The sequence below is a fragment of the Enterobacter cloacae complex sp. XAL002 genome (assembly GCF_049236805.1).
In the GTDB taxonomy this organism is placed as follows: domain Bacteria; phylum Pseudomonadota; class Gammaproteobacteria; order Enterobacterales; family Enterobacteriaceae; genus Enterobacter; species Enterobacter intestinihominis.
Window position 1 is genome coordinate 108,331 of record NZ_JBMKJN010000011.1, and the last position, 20,325, is coordinate 128,655.

Genomic DNA, 20,325 nt, shown 5'->3' on the forward strand with positions numbered 1-20,325 from the left:
AATGTAAACGCATACACTGATTTTTCTTTCCAGCGCCAGAGGTCTCGCTCATGGGTTATCAACCTGACAAAAATCGTTACCAGACAATGCAATATCGCCGCTGTGGACAAAGCGGCCTCAAGCTTCCCGCCATCTCGCTGGGGCTTTGGCATAATTTTGGCGACGCGACGCTGCTCGAAAACAGCCGTCAACTTTTACAGCGCGCCTTCGATTTGGGTATTACACATTTTGACCTTGCTAATAATTACGGCCCACCTCCTGGTTCAGCCGAACGCAACTTCGGGCGCATCCTGCAGGAGGATTTCCTGCCCTGGCGCGATGAGCTAATCATCTCCACCAAAGCGGGCTACACCATGTGGGACGGGCCTTACGGCGACTGGGGCTCGCGTAAATATCTGATTTCCAGCCTGGACCAGAGCCTCAGGCGTATGGGGCTGGAGTACGTTGATATCTTCTATCACCACCGCCCCGATCCACAAACGCCGCTACGTGAAACGATGAAAGCGCTTGACCATGTGGTGCGCCAGGGCAAAGCGCTGTACATCGGCCTGTCCAACTACCCGGCAGAACTGGCGCGGCAGGCGATTGAAATACTGGAGGATCTGGGCACGCCCTGTCTAATCCACCAGCCGAAGTACTCCATGTTTGAACGTGCGCCTGAAGAGGGGTTGCTGGACGTGTTGCAGCAAAATGGGGTGGGATGTATCCCCTTCTCTCCCCTGGCGGGCGGACAGTTGACCGATCGCTATCTGAACGGCATCCCGGCGGATTCTCGCGCAGCAAGCGGCAGTAAGTTCCTTAATCCGGACCAGATCACCGACAAAAAGCTGGAAAAGGTACGCAAGCTGAATGCGCTGGCGGAAAAACGGGGGCAAAAGCTTTCGCAAATGGCACTGGCCTGGATCCTGCGCCACGATGCGGTGACATCCGTGCTCATCGGCGCAAGCAAAACCGGACAAATTGATGATGCTGCAGGCATGCTTGAAAATCGTCATTTCTCCGCAGAAGAGCTGAAGACGATAGAAGCGATCCTGTCCAGTTCAGATTAAAAACACTTTTAGCAAAAAGTGCTCTCGTTCATGATTTAGGAGTTGAGGCGATGAAACGAATGTTTACCAACTCGTAAAATTGCGTTAACAGGTCGCACAGCGGCCCCGATCGTGAAGGAGAAGAGTATGTTCAGGTCACTGATTCTTGCAGCGGTACTACTGGCTTCGGCCCCGCTGGTCGCCAATGCGGGCGAAATCACCCTGTTGCCATCGATTAAATTACAAATTGGCGATCGTGATGACTACGGCAGATACTGGGACGGTGGCTACTGGCGCGACCGTGACTACTGGCACCGACATTATGAGTGGCGTAAAAACCGCTGGTGGAAACACGATAACGGCTATCACCGTGGCTGGGATAAGCGTAAGGCCTACGAGCGCGGCTACCGCGAAGGCTGGAACGATCGTGACGACCGCCGTGGCGGCAGGGGGCACGGAAAAGGCAGAGGCCATGGTCACGGCCATCACCATTAACAGCAAAAAGGAGCCTCACGGCTCCTTTTTCTTTTACAGGCCTGCTGCTGTGCCTATCAGCAACCACATGTTTAACGCCACCACCACGACCACAATGGCCCACCCGGCGCGTTTCACCCACGTCGAATTCACCAGATCGCCCATCAGCGATTTGTTGCTGGTGAATATCAGTAGCGGCACCAGCGCCAGCGCAATACCGAAACTCAGCAGCACCTGACTCATCACCAGAATGCGGGTCGGATCCAGCCCCATCAGAATTACAATAAAGGAAGGCAGCATCGTTACCGAACGGCGAACCCACAGTGGAATATGGAAACGTACGAACCCCTGCATCACCACCTGCCCGGCCAGTGTCCCCACAACCGTAGAGGAAAGTCCCGCAGCAACCAGGCTTAAACCAAAAATAGTGGCAGCGGCATGGCTCAGCAACGGCTCCAGCGTCAGGTACGCCTGGTCGAGATCGGCAACCCCGGTATGCCCGTTAAAGTGAAACGCGGCGGCGGCAGTCGCCATCATCGCCAGATTCACAAATCCGGCAATGGTCATCGCAATTGCCACATCCCATTTCGAGGCGGAGTAGCGCTCTTTACTCGTCCCGCCGTGCAGATTTTGGGTTAAAGAAGAGTGCAGATAAATTACGTGCGGCATAATGGTCGCCCCCAGCACCCCGGCGGCCAGAAATACGGCTTCAGAGGTGGGTAACGACGGGATCACCATCCCTTTCGTCAACTGCACCAGATTTGGCTGGGAGAAAATCAGCTCAACAATATAGGCGGCAGCGACGAACAGCAGCAGGCCGCCGATGACTTTCTCCAGCGGTTTTTGTCCCCGCCTCTGGAGCATCAAAATAAGGAACGTGGCGATACCGGTCAGCACGGCGCCCTGTAGCAGGGAGACGCCCAGAATAAGCTTAAAGCCGATCGCCGCCCCGATAAACTCGGCGAGATCGGTGGCCATGGCGATAATTTCCGCCTGGACCCAGTAAAACCATACCGCCGGACGCGGATAGTGATCGCGGATTTGCTCCGCCAGGTTTTTCCCGGTGGCAATACCCAGCTTCGCGGAAAGCATCTGAATCAGCATCGCCATCAGGTTGGCCCACACCACAACCCACAGCAGCTTATAGCCGAAACTGGCCCCGGCCTGAATATTGGTCGCAAAATTACCCGGATCGATGTAGCCAATCGCGGCAATGAATGCAGGTCCCATTAATGCGAACCGCAGCTTGCGTGCCGCCCTGCCGCTGCTACTCTCTACGCGACTATTCGTCATTTCTGCCTCTGGAAATATAGCCTGTGCTATGTTTTATGCTATCAAAATGAGAATGATTATCAAGTTCATTTGTAATGGTTAACATGATTACTCTGATAGCCAGGGACAATGGACAGGCAGGTGGAGCAAGGTCACAGAATGTGAAAATGCGCAGACATTTGTGAAGCGTAGCACACAAACTTAACTTTTCACTCATTTACCTAACATAACAAAAATGTATTGTTGATCACTATTTTTGAGACTCGTCACAGGATGTAACTATAGTGTGGGCTTGATCTCGTTTTCTTTGTGCTTGTTACATAGAATGTGCACGGAAATTAAACCTGCCTCATATTTGGAGCAAATATGGACCGCGTCCTTCATTTTGTCCTGGCACTCGTTGTCGTTACTGCACTCGCATTGCTGGTCAGCACTGACCGCAAAAATATTCGTATTCGCTATGTTGTCCAGCTGCTGGTCATTGAAGTTTTACTTGCGTGGTTCTTCCTGAACTCCAACGTAGGCCTCGGCTTCGTGAAAGGCTTCTCCGAAATGTTCGAAAAACTGCTCGGATTTGCCAACGACGGGACTAACTTTGTCTTTGGCAACATGAACGATCAGGGTTTGGCCTTCTTCTTCCTGAAAGTGCTCTGCCCTATCGTCTTCATCTCTGCCCTGATCGGGATCCTCCAGCACATTCGTGTTCTGCCGGTGGTTATCCGTGCAATCGGCTTCCTGTTATCGAAAGTTAATGGCATGGGCAAGCTGGAATCCTTTAACGCAGTCAGCTCGCTGATCCTGGGTCAGTCTGAGAACTTCATTGCGTATAAAGATATCCTCGGCAAGATGTCCCGTAACCGCATGTACACCATGGCGGCGACAGCAATGTCTACCGTTTCCATGTCTATCGTGGGCGCGTATATGACTATGCTGGAACCTAAATACGTGGTTGCAGCGCTGGTTCTGAATATGTTCAGCACCTTTATTGTTCTTTCGCTGATTAACCCGTACCGCGTGGATGCCAGCGAAGAGAACATTCAGATGTCAAACCTGCACGAGGGACAGAGCTTCTTCGAAATGCTGGGTGAATACATTCTGGCGGGTTTCAAGGTTGCGATTATCGTTGCCGCGATGCTGATTGGCTTTATCGCACTGATCGCTGCGCTGAACGCCCTGTTTGCGGCCGTACTTGGTATTTCGTTCCAGGGTATTCTGGGCTATATCTTCTACCCGGTCGCCTGGGTAATGGGTGTGCCCGCTCACGAAGCGTTGCAGGTGGGCAGTATCATGGCAACGAAACTGGTATCCAATGAATTCGTGGCGATGATGGATCTTCAGAAGATTGCCAGCACGCTCTCCCCGCGTGCGGAAGGGATCCTGTCCGTCTTCCTGGTCTCCTTCGCGAACTTCTCTTCCATCGGTATTATCGCTGGTGCGATTAAAGGCCTGAACGAAGAGCAAGGTAACGTCGTTTCTCGCTTTGGCCTGAAGCTGGTTTACGGTTCAACGCTGGTGAGCGTCCTGTCTGCCTCTATCGCAGCATTGGTGCTGTAATCCATACCGCTCAATGAAAACCGGGAGCCATCGCTCCCGGTTTTTTTATGTCTCCAGCGCCGTCAGGGGCAGTGGTTTACCAATCAAATAGCCCTGCAAATAATCAACGCCGTATCGCAGCAACATCTCGCGTTGTTCAGCCGATTCCACATATTCAGCCACCACACAAAGCGATTTCGTTTTTGCCATGTTGCAAATGGACTGCACGATCATCGCATCCATGCTGTCGGTGCAGATATCTTTCACGAAGCAGCCATCGATCTTAATGATATCGGCCTCCAGTCGCTTCAGGCGCTCAAAGTTGGCATAGCCGGTACCAAAGTCATCGATAGCAATGCGGAAGCCATAATCCCGCAGCTGCTGGATATTGTTGATGCTGCTTCCCGAGTCAGAGAAAGCCTGTTCCTCGGTGATCTCAATGACGATATCTTGCGGTGCAACGGCGTAGCGTTCAAAAAGCGCGATGATCTCAGCTGCAATCTCGTTCTGCATCAGCGTCAGCGGCATCAGATTAACGGAGAACCGCGTTCCGGCCCGTCCGGATGGATGACTGCGCATCCACATCAGCAATTTTTCCACCACGTTCAGGTCGAATCGGTGGCTCAGGTTGAACTGAGCAATCAGCGGAATAAAGCGGTCAGGGGTGATGATCTCACCATCACTTTCAAGACGCGAAAGGATTTCAAAGTACCCTTCTCCGCGCGCGTTGTGAATTGGCTGCGCGTAAAGATGGAGACCACCGATATCAAGGGCGCGTTTTATACGGGCCAGCATTAGCACCCTGTCCGTCGTATGACCAGAAACATCATCCAGACTGTTGGTTAACGCAAGGACGTTATGCCCGGAACAGGACTGCTCCGACAGCCAGCTCAACTGACCCAGCGTGTGATGCACGCTTTCTCCATTTGGCACTTCCCCCCAGGAGGCACCAAACTCAATGTCGAGCTCAGTCTTGTTCCAGATAATTTTACGGCTGTTCAGATGGTCAACCATAAATTGCAGACGTTCAGCCGTGCCCGGTCCCAGCAAGACCAACATCAGTTCACTGCCTGGTAACTGGAAGAGCTTCTCGTCTTTTTGCAATAACGGCTGCAGCGACGCGGTGATCATCTTTTTACAGTGCACGCGCATGAGGATGCCGTAGTGACGGCTCAGGAATTCCAGATTATCCAGACGCAAGCAGCAGACTTTGGCCTCAGGATGATGCTGTAGAAAAACTTCTAGCGCACGAATGTTAGGCAGACCGGTGAGCGGATCGGTAAGCGCCCTCTCCTGCCACCCCTGTTTCAGCCATTCACTTTTCTGATAGATCTGCGACATGTAAAGCAGGCAGATAGCGAAAGAGATGAGTACCGACAGAATAAAGGAGAGCGAGTGGCCCGATTCAACGCCATTGAGAAAATTATAATTATAGGTCAACAACATGAGCGCTGAGGCTGCCCAGAATAAAGAGATGAGCGCATAGCTCAAACGACCAATACCCAGGGTAAAAAGAATGAAAACGGTCGGCATCAAATAACCCGCAATAAACTGCGACTCAAAAGGCGCGCATAAAATAGCGATCATTGAGACCAACAGCATCAGCCACATAACGATAAATAACGCTTTTTTGTTGCAAAAGAGGGGCTTCACGCTTCGCCGCCAGAATGTTCGGGCATAGCGAGGATTAATAATCATTCTTAATGGATAATAGAACATCATGGTGAAAATCAGGGCGGCGCAAATCAGACTCTGAATATCGATAACGTTATAAATTGCAGAGCCTTCGCCGAAATAGGAGGAGATTGTTACCGGGAAATCAAATAAATACCCCGCCAGATACATCGATAATTTGATGCCCACAGGCACCATAAATCCGAGCCATAAAATACGTATACCAATGTACTTATTCGGCATGCTGTGGCGCCAGCGCTTGCCCAGCATCAAACGGATAACGCCACAGGCGGCGAAGACGGAAAACGTCTGACAACATAATAAAACGATAGATTGTAGCGGGGCTAAATCAAAGTAATAAGCATTAGTAACACTAAAACTTAGCAACAAAGGAATGATTGCCCGTCGTCCAAATAACAACACGATGGCGAGCATGGCGCTTAAGGGCAGCCACGCTAAATAAACATCATTTTCGTTAACGATAGCGCGCGGAGAGATATAACGGGAAAAGGGGATCGCAATCAGGCTTAGCGCCAGGGCAATCATAAATATTTTTACATTATTGTAAATTTTTCTATTCATTAATCCGGGTAATCTATTTAACCATCGTCTTATTGACCGGATCGATAATAGGTTTATTAATTGGACGAATCAAGTTTAGGTCTATTTATGGACTTATTTATTGATTTGGATTGAGGTGAGGTATAGAAAATGACGTTAATTGCAACAAAAACAGTCTAAATATTTTACAAGATATAAAAAACCCCCGTCTGACGACGAGGGTTTAAATTTTGGTGGAGCTAAGCGGGATCGAACCGCTGACCTCTTGCATGCCATGCAAGCGCTCTCCCAGCTGAGCTATAGCCCCACATGTTACTTTACCTACCGTACTCTGTTGGGTTCAGAGTTTGGTGGAGCTAAGCGGGATCGAACCGCTGACCTCCTGCATGCCATGCAGGCGCTCTCCCAGCTGAGCTATAGCCCCATCGTAAAGCTGTCATGTTGACGGGCGGCATAATATGAATTCCGCCGCACAGTGTCAACGGCAAATTCAACCTCAGCCTTTCAACCGCCGAAAAATCATGCAAATGAATCACTTTGCGAGTCTGCTCGCAGCCAGGAGTTAAGCTTGTCACGTTTTCACGTAAAACGGTGCTATAAAATGAACCACTAATTAACCCCACAGATATTCAGGAAATTGTATGATCAAGGAACGAATGACGCCAGAAGAGTTAGCCCTGCTGACTGGCTATAGCCGACAGACCATCAATAAATGGGTACGCAAAGAGGGTTGGATTACATCGCCAAAACCAGGCGTTCAGGGCGGCAAGGCGCGTCTGGTACACGTCAATGAAAAAGTGCGCGACTTTATTCGCAGCGCACGCAGGGTAACAGAGTCGCCGGAAATGCCAGAAAAGGCGTACCACGAAGGCTCGCTTCACGCCCTGCTCCTGACGCTGGCGAATGAAATGACGCCGGATGAGCAAAAGCAGATGACATCTCTGTTACTGCGGGAAGGGATTACCGGATTGTTACAACGCTTAGGGATTCGCGACCAACGCTAATATGAAAAGATTACGCAGCAAAATGACCACGGAAGAGCTGGCGGACAGTCTGGGCGTCGCCCGACAAACCGTTAATCGCTGGATACGACAGAAAGGATGGAAAACGGAGGGTATCAACGGTGTAAAAGGCGGAAGAGCGAGGGTGATATGTATTGATGCGCACGTTAAGGAGCACATCATTAGCCTTCCCGCCATTCGTAACAGTCGGGCTGTTTACCATGCGGCAGAAAGCCCTTCACTCTATGGCGTGGCGACCTCATCCAGCCTGCTTCCACAAATTATCGACTCGCTGGAAAACATGACAACTGTCGAACAGGAACGTTTGCACAAGCTGCTCGCTCGCGAAGGTTTGCAGGGTTTTCTCACGCGTCTTGGTATTGCTGAATAACAGACATAAAAAACGGCAGGTTACCCTGCCGTTATTTGTATTTCACGAGCATTACTGCTGGCTTTCGCGCTCAGCAATAAAGCCCAGCGCCTTGTTGATACGCGCAACGCTACGTGATTTGCCAATGGCATGAACGGTCACGTCCAGCGCCGGAGACTGGCCTGCCCCCGTCACCGCAACGCGCAGCGGCATACCGACTTTACCCATGCCAATTTCCAACTCATCAGCGGTTGCCTGAATCGCGTGGTGAACATTTTCTGCAGTCCATTCGGTAATGGCTTCGAGTTTATCTCGCACCACTTCCAGCGGCTGACGCGCAACCGGACGCAGGTGTTTCTTGGCCGCGTCGGCGTCGAACGCGTCAAACTCTTCATAAAAGTAGCGGCAGCTCTCGGCGATCTCTTTCAGCGTTTTGCAACGCTCGCCAAGCAGCTTCACCAGATCCGCCAGTTCAGGGCCCGTACGGGTATCGATGTTTGCCTGCTCAATGTGCCATTGCAGATAAGTCGCCACATACTCTGGCTGCATGGTATTGATGTAGTGATGGTTCAGCCACAGCAGTTTGTCAGTGTTGAACGCGCTGGCTGATTTGCTTACCGAGTTCAGAGAGAAAAGCTCGATCATCTCTTCGCGGCTGAAGATCTCCTGGTCACCATGAGCCCAGCCCAGACGCACCAGATAGTTCAGTAGCGCTTCCGGCAGATAGCCGTCATCACGGTACTGCATCACGCTCACCGCGCCATGACGTTTGGACAGCTTTTTACCGTCGTCACCGTTGATCATCGATACGTGCGCATACACCGGTACAGGCGCGTTCAGCGCTTTAAGAATGTTGATCTGACGCGGGGTGTTATTGATATGGTCTTCACCACGGATCACGTGAGTGATTTCCATATCCCAGTCGTCCACAACCACGCAGAAGTTATAGGTTGGCGAGCCGTCAGTACGACGAATGATGAGGTCATCCAGCTCCTGGTTGCTGAATTCGATCGGGCCACGGATCTGGTCATCAAAGATAACAGAGCCATCCTGCGGGTTAGCAAAACGCACTACGCAAGGCTCATCAGCAGCATGCTCGCTGTGGTCATGACGGCAACGACCGTCATAACGCGGTTTTTCGCCTTTTGCCATTTGCTCTTCGCGCAGCGCATCCAGACGCTCCCTTGAGCAGTAGCACTTATAGGCCGTGCCTGCGACCAGCATCTCGTCAATTACGGCGTTATAGCGGTCAAAACGTTTGGTCTGGAAGTATGGGCCTTCGTCCCACTCCAGATTCAGCCAGTTCATCCCATCCATAATGGCTTCAATTGCTTCCGGCGTTGAGCGCTCCAGGTCGGTGTCTTCAATACGCAGCACAAACTCACCTTTGTTGTGGCGTGCGAAAAGCCAGGAGTAGAGAGCAGTACGTGCACCACCGACATGCAGATAGCCTGTCGGGCTCGGCGCGAAGCGAGTTTTGATTTTCATGAAATGGCCTTACGTTATAAAGATGCCGGTAATCGGCAAATCCTGGGAAGAAAACAATGGGCAATATTCTATCACTGTGGGCCGATTCCTCAATGTCGATCACTTTATCCGGTTCGAGATTGCTGTTTTTGTTTAGAAATCATGCACCACAGTCCGTTTTGCGATCGTTTTGACTAATTTTACGACGAACGAATAAAAACTTTAGAAAATGCGTTGACTCATTTTCAACTCTCCCTATAATGCGACTCCACACAGCGGGGGTGATTAGCTCAGTTGGTAGAGCATCTCCTTTACACGGAGGGGGTCGGCGGTTCGAGCCCGTCATCACCCACCATCTACTTCGGTAGACTCGCAGTGTAGATAAGAATTGAGATTGGGCGATTAGCTCAGTTGGTAGAGCATCTCCTTTACACGGAGGGGGTCGGCGGTTCGAGCCCGTCATCGCCCACCATTCTCACCTTATCGTAGCAGTTCCGAAATGGGCGATTAGCTCAGTTGGTAGAGCATCTCCTTTACACGGAGGGGGTCGGCGGTTCGAGCCCGTCATCGCCCACCATTTCGGGTCGTTAGCTCAGTTGGTAGAGCAGTTGACTTTTAATCAATTGGTCGCAGGTTCGAATCCTGCACGACCCACCAATGTAAAAAAGCGCCCTAAAGGCGCTTTTTTGCTATCTGCGATATAGCACATCCCCATTGCAGCCAAACCGCTTGTTTTACTCAAGCTCACGCCTTCTTTGCCGATACCTCTATTTTATGGCGAAAAGGATCTCAATATGACAACTCTTAAGCCCGTTTCTCTGTCGGCGATGGAAATCGGCAGCGTAGATAACAGCTCCGGCGGAAACGACATTGCTTCCCAGATCACCCGTCTGACCAAACAGATAACGAAAGTCACTCAGCAACTTAAAGAAGTCGCCATGGGTGATGCCACAGCGGAAGAAAAGCAAAAGCAGCAAGAATTGCTCGAATCTCAGCTGGCTATGTTGCAGGCACAGCTGGCGCAATTGCAGCGTCAGCAGGCAGAAGAGGCGATGCCAAAACAGGAAAGCGGTCAGGCTGTGGCGGAAGGCGTCAATAAACCCTCCGCAGAACATCAGATTGATATCTATATCTGATCATTGGTTTCATTAAAAAGTGGATCGCGCGTGCGGGCCTCCATCAGACGCCTGGCCTGCATACGCACCACATCCCAGCAGGCGTGTGCCGCTCCGGAAAGAGACCTGTTTTTACGGCGTACCAGCATCAGCTGGCGTTCGACACAGGGTACGAAACGCTTCACCGTTAAACGACTCCCCTGCGGCAGTGGCAGCGCCAGCGCCGGCAGAACGCTGATGCCAATCCCCGCTTCGACCATCGGGAAGAGCGTGGCAGGATGCCCAATCTCCTGCACAATGGTTGCCTTTACGCCCTGTGCGGCCAGTGCGGCATCTATCAGCGGGCGGCTACCTGATGCATAATCCTGTAACACCAGGTTTGCCCCCTGTAAGGCTTGCCAGGCCACCTGCGACAGCGATGCCAGAGGATCATCATCGCGGCAGAGCAATAAAAAGGGTTCCGAGAGTACCACTTCACATTCCAGGTCGCTTACCGCTCCGGGATCGATAACAATCCCGAAATCCACATCCCCCTGACGAATACTCTCCAGTACCCAATGCTGCGGCCTGTCGTGCAAAACAAAATCGATATCCGGATAGCGGTGATTACTTTCAGCGATGCACTGGGGAATAAGATGCGCCGAAATCGTCTGGCTCGCCGCCACTCTCACGGTACCGGAAAGCTGTTGTCCAAGCCGTCCGACGTCTCTCAGCGTACTGTTCAGTTCATCCAGCAGCCTTTCCAGACGCGTTGCCAGCTGATGTCCCGCTTCGGTGAGCACCACTTCGCGCGTCGTGCGGTCGAGCAGTTTCACGCCGGTTTGAGTTTCCAGCTCTTTCACGCTATGGCTCACCGCCGACTGGCTGAGGCCAATCATCTCCCCTGCCCGACTGAAGCTGTGGGCCTGCGCGACGGTGACGAAAACACGAAGCTGACGTAGTGAATAATTCATCTGTTTAATTCATGAATGGATGCAATAAATCAATTTTATTTCTCAAAGGGAAGAAAGCACAATAGCGGCATCTGTTTTCAGGAGTGATTATGAAACTTTTTCGTATCCTTGATCCGTTTACGCTGACCCTGATTGGTGTCGTCTTGCTGGCCTCGTTCTTCCCGGCGCGGGGCGGTTTCGTTCCGGTCATTGAAGGGCTGACCACGGCAGCCATTGCCCTGTTGTTCTTTATGCATGGCGCCAAACTCTCCCGGGAAGCCATTATTGCAGGCGGTAGCCACTGGCGACTGCACCTCTGGGTAATGTGCAGCACCTTTATCCTCTTCCCTGTTCTGGGCGTGCTGTTTGCCTGGTGGGCGCCGGTGAATGTCGATCCGGCACTCTATACCGGTTTCCTTTATCTGTGCATTTTGCCGGCCACCGTGCAGTCTGCTATTGCCTTTACCTCGCTGGCGGGCGGCAACGTCGCGGCGGCGGTCTGTTCTGCTTCGGCTTCCAGCCTGCTCGGGATCTTTGTTTCACCGCTGCTGGTCGGTCTGCTGATGAACATGCATGGTGCAGAAGGTAATCTGGAGCAGGTGGGTAAAATTTGTCTGCAACTGCTACTGCCGTTTGTGCTCGGACACTTATCCCGCCCCTGGATTGGGGCGTTTGTGGCGAAACACAAAAAATGGATCGGGAAAACGGACCAAAGCTCCATTCTGCTGGTGGTTTACACGGCCTTCAGCGAAGCCGTGGTGAACGGCATCTGGCACAGGGTGGGCGCAGGATCGCTGCTGTTTATTGTGGTGGTAAGCATTGTTCTGCTGACCATTGTGATCGCGGTTAACGTCTTTGTGGCCCGCAAATGCGGCTTCAATAAGGCCGATGAAATCACCATCGTATTCTGCGGATCGAAAAAGAGCCTGGCCAACGGGATCCCGATGGCCAATATTCTGTTCCCGACGTCGGTCATTGGGATGATGGTACTACCGCTGATGATTTTCCATCAGATCCAGCTGATGGTGTGTGCGGTACTGGCGCGGCGTTACAAGGCACAGACTGAAAAGCTGGCGCAGGAAGAGACCCGCGCCGCGAAAGTTTAAGGACGTTTCAGGGGCTGCACCAGCTGGGTCAGCCCCTCTGTTTTGATCAGTAATGTGATAGCCATCAGCTCGCCAAGACGCCCGGCAGGAAACTCATCCTTACGGGCAAACCACAGCAGATATTCTTCCGGTAAATCAATCAGCCTGCGGCCCTTATATTTACCGAACGGCATCTCCGTATTGGCGATCTCAACGAGCTGCTCTTTTTCCACATCACTCTCCTAACAGGCGCATCATTTCCGCTTCATCGATCACCTCGATGCCGAGCTCCTGCGCTTTTGCCAGCTTCGAACCGGCCGCTTCCCCGGCGATCACCAGGTCGGTTTTCTTTGACACGCTTCCCGCCACTTTTGCCCCAAGCGCCACCAGGCGCGCTTTCGCGTCATCACGCGAGAGCTGGCTCAGACTGCCGGTCAGCACCACCGTTTTACCGGCAAACGGGCTGTCGATCTCTTCTGCATTAACCACTACCGGTGCGGGCCAGTGAATGCCCTGTTCCAGTAATTTACCGATCACTTCACGGTTGCTCTCTTCGGCGAAGAAGTTGAAGACGTGGGTAGCGACCACTATACCAACGTCAGGGACTTTCTGTAGTTCGTCGATGGTGGCTTTCTCAAGAGCCTCCAGCGTGCCGAAATACGCCGCCAGCCCTGCCGCCGTCGCCTCTCCGACTTCACGAATGCCTAGCGCGTAAAGGAAACGGGCAAAGGTAGTATTTTTGGCCGCCTCAAGCGCATTGACCACGTTCTGGGCAGATTTCGGCCCCATACGATCAAGACCGGTCAGCTTACCTGCCGTCAGGGTAAAGAGGTCCGCTGGCGTATGGACATACTCTTTCTCAACTAACTGGTCGATGATCTTGTCACCCATTCCGTCGACGTCCATCGCCCGGCGGGAGACAAAGTGCTTCAGGGACTCTTTACGCTGCGCGCCGCAGATTAACCCGCCCGTACAGCGCGTTACCGCTTCACCTTCCACGCGCTCAACGTCCGAACCACATACCGGACAATGGGCAGGAAACTCGATGGCACGGGTATCGGCAGGACGTTCTGATTCCACTACGTTAACCACCTGCGGGATCACATCGCCCGCGCGGCGAATCACCACTTTGTCACCAATTCGCAGCCCCAGACGGGCAATTTCATCGGCGTTATGCAGCGTAGCGTTACTGACCAGCACGCCAGCCACCTGCACAGGCTCCAGACGCGCCACAGGCGTAATCGCACCCGTACGTCCTACCTGAAATTCCACGTCGCGAACGAAGGTCATCTGCTCCTGCGCCGGGAACTTAAAGGCCACTGCCCAGCGTGGCGCCCGGGCAACAAAACCCAACTGTTCCTGCAATGCCAGGGAGTTAACCTTGATCACTACGCCATCAATATCAAACCCAAGCGTGGGACGATCTTCTTCAACCTTGTGATAGAACGCCAGCACCGCCTCTGGAGAGTCGCAAAGCTGCACGCGGTTGCTTACCGGCAAACCCCACTCTTTGAACTGCATTAAACGACCCAGGTGGGTATCCGGCAGGTCACCGCCTTCCAGGATCCCGACGCCGTAGCAGAAGAAAGTAAGCGGTCGCTTCGCGGTGATACGCGGATCGAGCTGGCGCAGCGAACCTGCCGCCGCGTTACGCGGGTTTGCAAACACTTTACCCCCGGTACGACGCGCTTCTTCATTGATCTTCTCAAACCCCGCCTGCGGAAGGAAAACTTCCCCGCGCACTTCCAGCCGCGCAGGAATATTATCGCCACGCAGCTTCAGCGGGATCGCACGAATGGTGCGCACATTGGTGGTGATGTCTTCCCCGGTGGTGCCGTCGCCGCGCGTTGCGGCACGTACCATCACGCCGTTCTCATAAAGAATGCTGACGGCCAGACCATCCAGTTTTAGCTCGCAGCACCAGCTAAGATTGTCGACGCTCTTCAGGCGATCCTGCACGCGCTTGTTGAAAGCCAGAAAACTCTCTTCATCAAACACGTTATCCAGCGACAGCATCGGCACTTCGTGGCGCACCTGGCTGAAAGCACCCAGCGGTTCCGCGCCGACGCGCTGCGTTGGGGAATCGGGCGTAATCAGTTCGGGGTGCTGCGCTTCCAGCTCGCGCAGTTCACGCATCAGGCGGTCATATTCCGCATCCGGCACTTCCGGTGCGTCCATAACATGATAGAGATATTCATGATGGCGAAGCGTGGTTCGCAGTTCAGTAAGTTGTTGTTCGATTGAGTCCATATCGCACCATCAATGAGAAAAACCCCCGACAGGCGGGGGTTGAGGAGGAGTTGAAGTAAACGCGACGATTACGCGTTAGCTTCCTTAACTTCGCGGATGCGGTCCTGATATTCGCGCAGTTTCTGCGGCGTCATCATACGACGCTGATCGTCGAGCACAACACCGCCCACTTCGTCGGCGATGTGCTGAGCGGACTGTAGCATCAGCTTAAAGTTTTGCAGCTCGTCACCGTAGGACGGCACCTGCATAAAGATCGTAACCCCAGGCGTGACGAAATCACCGGTCATTTCCGGGTCAAACGTGCCTGGATTGACCATATTGGCCAGGCTGAACAGCGCCGGACCGCTGCCGTCAGGACTCAGGTGGCGATGGAAAATATTCATGTCGCCGAACTTGAAGCCTGCCTGTTGGATGCTGTTGAGCAGCACGTCACCGTTCAGATGGGTGCCATGATGAGCAGCCACATTCATGATGATTACCGCTTCTTTACGCTGCGGCTTTTCAACAACCGGTTCTGGCTCAACAACAGGCTCTGGCTCAACGCGCGGAGCGGGCTGTGGCGCAGGCGGTGCAGATTCAGGCTGCGGTTGTTCTACCGGCTGCGGCTGTTGCACTGGCTGTGGCTGATGCACTGGCTGTGCAGGCTGTTGCACAGGTTGCTGCTGTACAGGCTGTGGCGCAACGGGCTGCTGTTGCACAGGCTGCTGCGACGGATGACGAACAGGTTCTTCCACTGGCGGCGGCGCTGGCTGGCGCGGCTGGGCAGAGGCATACGGTGGTTGATACTGGTGCTGCGGAGCGCGGGGAGCTTCATGCTCTCCATGCGCTGCGCCGGGCGCAGTATTGACCCGATGAACACGAACTTCACCCACGCCGTCGTCGTCAAGACCGTCGATGTCGTCTTCAACGTCATCGTCTTCGCGACTGGACTTCATGCGCTTCAGTGGACGATCGCGAAACATAGAGGAACGCTCTTTACGGCTGGTCCAGAAACCATGTACCAGTAAAGCGATTATGGCGATCGCGCCAACAATGATTAATATCAGACGCAAATCCTGCATCATTATATTCTCTGTTGTTCTAACACCTTGCCACCACGGCAAACATTTACTCACTAAGAGTATTTGCCGTTTACGTCAAGTGCAAGTGTATGCAGAGCATTCACAGCATAAAGATGAACTAAATCGTGCTTTTTGCTGGTTTTTCGAACATTTCCGAACTGGTCATTGGCCCGTAACTGGATAATATAGGCGGGCAATTCCACTGGTTGTGTAAAAAGGAGTACAGCCTGGTATGGTTTCAACATCTTCTTCTGCCCCACGTAGCGGGGTCTGGTACTTTTCTCAGGGCTGGAAACTGGTCTCCCTGCCGGGCATTCGACGCTTCGTTGTTTTGCCGTTACTGATCAACATTATTCTGATGGGGGGCGCGTTCTGGTGGCTGTTCACCAGACTGGAAAGCTGGATCCCTTCCCTGATGAGCTATGTGCCGGACTGGTTACAGTGGTTGGACTACCTGCTCTGGCCGATTGCGGTTATCTCCGTGCTGCTGGTTTTCGGCTATTTCTTTTCGACGATAGCTAACTGGATAGCCGCGCCGTTCAACGGTCTGCTGGCCGAACAGCTGGAAGCGCGCCTGACCGGTGCGGCGCCGCCTGACACGGGCGTACTGGGGATCGTGAAAGATGTCCCCCGCATCATGAAGCGCGAATGGCAGAAGTTTGCGTGGTACCTGCCGCGGGCGATTGTGCTGCTCATCCTTTATTTTGTACCCGGGATCGGCCAGACGGTCGCACCCGTGCTGTGGTTCCTGTTCAGCGCCTGGATGCTTGCTATCCAGTACTGTGATTATCCGTTCGATAACCACAAAGTGCCGTTTAAAGAGATGCGCACTGCCCTGCGCACTCAGAAGGTTGCCAATATGCAGTTTGGTGCCCTTACCAGCCTGTTCACCATGATCCCTTTCCTGAATCTGTTCATCATGCCCGTTGCCGTTTGCGGCGCGACGGCGATGTGGGTGGACTGCTACCGTGCTAAGCACGCGTTATGGAAGTAATGCAAAAATGTGTAAAAGAGGGGTGGCTTATGCCGCCCCTTATTCCATACTGATCCCCATTATTTCCTTGCAGCATATAGATATGCGATTTCCTTACTTCCCCATACCTGTTCAACAGGTATGCTGGGTCGGTATCCCAATTTCATACAGTTAAGGACAGGCCATGAGTAAGATTTATGAAGACAACTCGCTGACTATCGGTCATACGCCCCTGGTTCGACTGAACCGTATCGGTAATGGACGCATTCTGGCGAAGGTGGAATCTCGTAACCCAAGCTTCAGCGTTAAATGCCGTATCGGTGCGAATATGATTTGGGATGCTGAAAAGCGTGGCGTGCTGAAACCTGGCGTTGAGCTGGTTGAACCCACCAGCGGCAATACCGGTATCGCCCTGGCCTATGTTGCGGCGGCGCGCGGCTATAAGCTGACGCTGACTATGCCTGAAACCATGAGCATTGAGCGCCGTAAGCTGCTGAAAGCGTTGGGTGCGAATCTGGTCCTCACGGAAGGCGCGAAAGGCATGAAGGGCGCGATTCAGAAGGCCGAAGAAATCGTCGCCAGCGATCCTGCAAAGTATCTGCTGCTCCAGCAGTTCAGCAACCCGGCCAACCCGGAAATTCATGAGAAAACCACCGGCCCGGAAATCTGGGAAGATACCGACGGTCAGGTTGATGTGTTTATCTCCGGCGTAGGCACCGGCGGTACGCTGACCGGGGTGTCTCGCTATATTAAAGGCACGAAAGGTAAAAAAGATCTGATTACCGTTGCCGTTGAGCCAACCGACTCTCCGGTTATCGCTCAGGCGCTGGCAGGCGAAGAGATCAAACCAGGTCCGCACAAAATCCAGGGTATCGGCGCTGGCTTTATTCCAGGCAACCTCGATCTGAAGCTGATCGATAAAGTGGTCGCAATCACCAATGAAGAAGCCATCTCCACGGCGCGTCGCCTGATGGACGAGGAAGGCATTCTGGCGGGTATCTCTTCCGGTGCGGCGGTTGCTGCAGCTCTCAAACTGCTGGAAGACGAAACCTTTACCAACAAGAATATTGTGGTTATCCTACCGTCTTCGGGTGAGCGTTACTTAAGCACAGCACTGTTTGCCGATCTGTTCACAGAGAAAGAACTGCAACAGTGATGCCAGCATGTTAAAAACGCGTAAAAAAGCACCTTTTCAGGTGCTTTTTTGTGGCCTGCTTCAAAGTTTTACCCCTCCTGGCATTGCTTCACCCCGTTGGGTCTGGTATTTAAACCAGCAATTATTTTGATGCGCGAAATTAATCGGTGAACGAAATAGCGCTGCTGAATCGATTTTATGATTTGGTTCAAGTCTTGCTTTCACTGCATAATGTTTAATGACGATTGAAACGTCAGCGCTAACTATACAGGCTAAAGTTAAGTCGCCAGGCTAGACTTTAGTTCCACAACACTAAACCTATAAGTTGGGGAAATACAATGTTCCAGCAAGAAGTTACCATTACCGCTCCGAACGGTCTGCACACCCGCCCTGCTGCTCAGTTTGTTAAAGAAGCGAAAGGCTTCACTTCTGAAATCACTGTGACTTCCAACGGCAAAAGCGCTAGCGCAAAAAGCCTGTTCAAGCTGCAAACTCTGGGTCTGACTCAGGGTACCGTTGTTACCATCTCCGCTGAAGGTGAAGACGAGCAGAAAGCAGTTGAGCATCTGGTTAAGCTGATGGCTGAACTCGAGTAAGTTTACCGGGTTCTTTTCAATATCAGTCACAAGTAAGGTAGGGTTATGATTTCAGGCATTTTAGCATCCCCGGGTATCGCTTTCGGCAAAGCATTGCTGCTGAAAGAAGACGAAATCGTCATTGACCGGAAAAAAATTTCTGCCGACAAGGTTGATCAGGAAGTTGAACGTTTTCTGAGCGGTCGTGCCAAGGCATCTGCGCAACTGGAAGCGATTAAAACTAAAGCTGGCGAAACTTTCGGTGAAGAAAAAGAAGCCATCTTCGAAGGGCACATTATGCTGCTCGAAGATGAGGAGCTGGAGCAGGAAATCATAGCCCTGATTAAAGATAAAGGCATGACGGCCGACGCGGCTGCGCATGAAGTTATCGAAGGTCAGGCAACTGCCCTGGAAGAACTGGACGATGAATACCTGAAAGAGCGTGCGGCTGACGTACGTGACATCGGTAAGCGCCTGCTGCGCAACATCCTGGGTCTGGCCATCATCGATCTGAGCGCGATTCAGGACGAAGTCATCCTGGTTGCCGCTGACCTGACCCCGTCTGAAACCGCACAGCTGAACCTGAACAAGGTGCTGGGTTTCATTACTGATGCAGGTGGACGTACCTCCCACACCTCTATCATGGCGCGTTCTCTGGAGCTGCCAGCCATCGTGGGTACCGGTAGCGTCACCTCGCAGGTGAAAAACGACGACTATCTGATTCTGGATGCCGTAAACAACGTGGTTTACGTCAACCCAACTAACGATGTGATCGAGCAGCTGCGTTCCGTTCAGGAGCAGGTTGCTACCGAGAAAGCGGAACTCGCTAAACTGAAAGATCTGCCAGCCATCACGCTGGACGGCCATCAGGTTGAAGTGTGCGCTAACATTGGTACCGTACGTGACGTTGACGGCGCTGAGCGCAACGGTGCGGAAGGTGTAGGTCTGTATCGTACTGAATTCCTGTTCATGGACCGCGACGCCCTGCCAACGGAAGAAGAGCAGTTTGCAGCGTACAAAGCGGTTGCGGAAGCGTGCGGCTCGCAGGCCGTTATCGTCCGCACCATGGATATCGGTGGCGACAAAGAGCTGCCGTACATGAACTTCCCGAAAGAAGAGAACCCGTTCCTGGGCTGGCGTGCCGTACGTATCGCCATGGATCGCAAAGAGATCCTGCGTGACCAGGTTCGCGCTATCCTGCGTGCATCCGCTTTCGGTAAGCTGCGCATCATGTTCCCGATGATCATCTCTGTTGAAGAAGTGCGTGCACTGAAGAAAGAGATTGAAATCTACAAGCAGGAACTGCGTGACGAAGGTAAAGCATTTGACGAGTCAATCGAGATCGGCGTGATGGTGGAAACACCGGCAGCCGCGACCATTGCACGTCATTTAGCCAAAGAAGTTGATTTCTTTAGTATCGGTACCAATGATTTAACGCAGTACACCCTGGCAGTTGACCGTGGTAATGATATGATTTCACATCTCTACCAGCCAATGTCGCCGTCTGTACTGAATTTGATCAAGCAAGTTATTGATGCTTCTCATGCAGAAGGTAAATGGACTGGCATGTGTGGTGAGCTTGCAGGCGACGAACGTGCTACACTTCTGTTGCTGGGTATGGGTCTGGACGAATTCTCTATGAGCGCCATTTCCATCCCGCGCATCAAGAAGATTATCCGTAACACGAACTTCGAAGATGCGAAGGTATTAGCAGAGCAGGCTCTTGCTCAACCGACAACGGACGAGTTAATGACGCTGGTTAACAAGTTCATTGAAGAAAAAACAATCTGCTAATCCACGAGATGCGGCCCAAATTACT

Annotated in this window: 18 protein-coding genes and 6 tRNA genes; 15 read left to right on the forward strand and 9 right to left on the reverse strand. The window is 52.5% G+C overall.

Features of this window, described 5'->3' with window-relative positions:
- Positions 1-50 precede the first annotated feature (50 nt).
- Positions 51-1,049 (forward strand): L-glyceraldehyde 3-phosphate reductase, encoded by a 999-nt coding sequence (gene mgrA, locus ACOT0L_RS12845; RefSeq protein ID WP_046619041.1) that lies wholly within the window; start codon positions 51-53, stop codon positions 1,047-1,049.
- 126 nt (positions 1,050-1,175) lie between these two features.
- Positions 1,176-1,523: a DUF2502 domain-containing protein YpeC gene (ypeC, locus tag ACOT0L_RS12850; protein WP_022648932.1), complete on the forward strand. Its 348-nt coding sequence runs from the start codon at positions 1,176-1,178 to the stop codon at positions 1,521-1,523.
- A 33-nt stretch (positions 1,524-1,556) separates the two neighbouring features.
- Here ypeC and ACOT0L_RS12855 read toward each other — a convergent pair whose 3' ends face one another.
- A complete protein-coding gene (locus ACOT0L_RS12855; protein WP_023300656.1) occupies positions 1,557-2,795 on the reverse strand; it encodes an Nramp family divalent metal transporter in 1,239 nt (412 codons plus the stop codon).
- Between the two features lie 345 nt (positions 2,796-3,140).
- Here ACOT0L_RS12855 and nupC point away from each other — a divergent pair, with 345 nt between their 5' ends.
- Positions 3,141-4,328 (forward strand): nucleoside permease NupC, encoded by a 1,188-nt coding sequence (nupC, locus tag ACOT0L_RS12860; protein WP_022648934.1) that lies wholly within the window; start codon positions 3,141-3,143, stop codon positions 4,326-4,328.
- 45 nt (positions 4,329-4,373) lie between these two features.
- On the opposite strand, the gene ACOT0L_RS12865 is transcribed toward nupC, so the two are convergent.
- The 3 genes from ACOT0L_RS12865 to ACOT0L_RS12875 form a co-directional block, all read right to left on the reverse strand.
- Positions 4,374-6,563, reverse strand: a complete 2,190-nt coding sequence (locus ACOT0L_RS12865; protein ID WP_126503342.1) for an EAL domain-containing protein — start codon at positions 6,561-6,563, stop codon at positions 4,374-4,376.
- Positions 6,564-6,773: 210 nt separating this feature from the next.
- Positions 6,774-6,849: transfer RNA gene (locus ACOT0L_RS12870), tRNA-Ala, on the reverse strand.
- A 41-nt stretch (positions 6,850-6,890) separates the two neighbouring features.
- Positions 6,891-6,966 (reverse strand) — tRNA-Ala (locus tag ACOT0L_RS12875).
- A gap of 217 nt (positions 6,967-7,183) precedes the next feature.
- Between ACOT0L_RS12875 and ACOT0L_RS12880 the strand changes: the two genes are divergently transcribed.
- Together ACOT0L_RS12880 and ACOT0L_RS12885 are read left to right on the forward strand one after the other, a co-directional pair.
- Positions 7,184-7,546 carry a YfeC-like transcriptional regulator gene (locus tag ACOT0L_RS12880; RefSeq protein WP_022648936.1) on the forward strand — a complete coding sequence of 121 codons (363 nt, stop codon included), beginning with the start codon at positions 7,184-7,186 and terminating at the stop codon, positions 7,544-7,546.
- A 1-nt stretch (position 7,547) separates the two neighbouring features.
- Complete coding sequence (locus ACOT0L_RS12885) at positions 7,548-7,934, forward strand: YfeC-like transcriptional regulator (protein WP_045621165.1); 387 nt, start codon at positions 7,548-7,550, stop codon at positions 7,932-7,934.
- Positions 7,935-7,985: 51 nt separating this feature from the next.
- On the opposite strand, the gene gltX is transcribed toward ACOT0L_RS12885, so the two are convergent.
- Positions 7,986-9,401: a glutamate--tRNA ligase gene (gene gltX / locus ACOT0L_RS12890; protein ID WP_022648938.1), complete on the reverse strand. Its 1,416-nt coding sequence runs from the start codon at positions 9,399-9,401 to the stop codon at positions 7,986-7,988.
- 258 nt (positions 9,402-9,659) lie between these two features.
- Between gltX and ACOT0L_RS12895 the strand changes: the two genes are divergently transcribed.
- The 5 genes from ACOT0L_RS12895 (at position 9,660) to ACOT0L_RS12915 (ending at position 10,516) form a co-directional block, all read left to right on the forward strand.
- Positions 9,660-9,735, forward strand: a tRNA-Val gene (locus ACOT0L_RS12895).
- A 41-nt stretch (positions 9,736-9,776) separates the two neighbouring features.
- A tRNA-Val gene (locus ACOT0L_RS12900) sits at positions 9,777-9,852 on the forward strand.
- A gap of 29 nt (positions 9,853-9,881) precedes the next feature.
- Positions 9,882-9,957: transfer RNA gene (locus ACOT0L_RS12905), tRNA-Val, on the forward strand.
- A gap of 4 nt (positions 9,958-9,961) precedes the next feature.
- Positions 9,962-10,037: transfer RNA gene (locus tag ACOT0L_RS12910), tRNA-Lys, on the forward strand.
- 137 nt (positions 10,038-10,174) lie between these two features.
- Entirely contained in the window at positions 10,175-10,516 is a 342-nt protein-coding gene (locus ACOT0L_RS12915; protein ID WP_022648939.1) for a FlxA-like family protein, read from the forward strand.
- On the opposite strand, the gene ACOT0L_RS12920 is transcribed toward ACOT0L_RS12915, so the two are convergent.
- Positions 10,507-11,448, reverse strand: coding sequence for a LysR family transcriptional regulator (locus tag ACOT0L_RS12920; protein WP_126503340.1), 942 nt, complete (start codon positions 11,446-11,448; stop codon positions 10,507-10,509). The two genes, ACOT0L_RS12915 and ACOT0L_RS12920, sit on opposite strands and share 10 nt — an antisense overlap.
- A gap of 89 nt (positions 11,449-11,537) precedes the next feature.
- Between ACOT0L_RS12920 and ACOT0L_RS12925 the strand changes: the two genes are divergently transcribed.
- A complete protein-coding gene (locus tag ACOT0L_RS12925) occupies positions 11,538-12,533 on the forward strand; it encodes a bile acid:sodium symporter family protein (protein WP_022648941.1) in 996 nt (331 codons plus the stop codon).
- Here the strand turns inward: ACOT0L_RS12925 and ACOT0L_RS12930 are convergent.
- The 3 genes from ACOT0L_RS12930 to zipA form a co-directional block, all read right to left on the reverse strand.
- The gene (locus ACOT0L_RS12930; protein ID WP_003861328.1) at positions 12,530-12,745 is read right to left on the reverse strand and encodes a DUF3820 family protein; all 216 of its coding nucleotides are present in this window, start codon (positions 12,743-12,745) and stop codon (positions 12,530-12,532) included. The genes ACOT0L_RS12925 and ACOT0L_RS12930 overlap by 4 nt on opposite strands.
- 1 nt (position 12,746) lies before the next feature.
- A complete protein-coding gene (ligA, locus tag ACOT0L_RS12935) occupies positions 12,747-14,762 on the reverse strand; it encodes an NAD-dependent DNA ligase LigA (protein WP_032623825.1) in 2,016 nt (671 codons plus the stop codon).
- Between the two features lie 68 nt (positions 14,763-14,830).
- Positions 14,831-15,826 (reverse strand): cell division protein ZipA, encoded by a 996-nt coding sequence (gene zipA / locus ACOT0L_RS12940; protein ID WP_022648943.1) that lies wholly within the window; start codon positions 15,824-15,826, stop codon positions 14,831-14,833.
- Positions 15,827-16,055: 229 nt separating this feature from the next.
- Here zipA and cysZ point away from each other — a divergent pair, with 229 nt between their 5' ends.
- From cysZ to ptsI, 4 genes are all read left to right on the forward strand, one after another.
- Positions 16,056-16,817: a sulfate transporter CysZ gene (gene cysZ, locus ACOT0L_RS12945; RefSeq protein WP_022648944.1), complete on the forward strand. Its 762-nt coding sequence runs from the start codon at positions 16,056-16,058 to the stop codon at positions 16,815-16,817.
- A gap of 163 nt (positions 16,818-16,980) precedes the next feature.
- Positions 16,981-17,952, forward strand: a complete 972-nt coding sequence (gene cysK, locus ACOT0L_RS12950; RefSeq protein ID WP_006811453.1) for a cysteine synthase A — start codon at positions 16,981-16,983, stop codon at positions 17,950-17,952.
- A gap of 317 nt (positions 17,953-18,269) precedes the next feature.
- On the forward strand, positions 18,270-18,527 hold the full coding sequence (ptsH, locus tag ACOT0L_RS12955) for a phosphocarrier protein Hpr (RefSeq protein ID WP_000487600.1): 258 nt from the start codon (positions 18,270-18,272) through the stop codon (positions 18,525-18,527).
- 45 nt (positions 18,528-18,572) lie between these two features.
- Positions 18,573-20,300 carry a phosphoenolpyruvate-protein phosphotransferase PtsI gene (ptsI, locus tag ACOT0L_RS12960; protein ID WP_022648945.1) on the forward strand — a complete coding sequence of 576 codons (1,728 nt, stop codon included), beginning with the start codon at positions 18,573-18,575 and terminating at the stop codon, positions 20,298-20,300.
- Positions 20,301-20,325 lie beyond the last annotated feature (25 nt).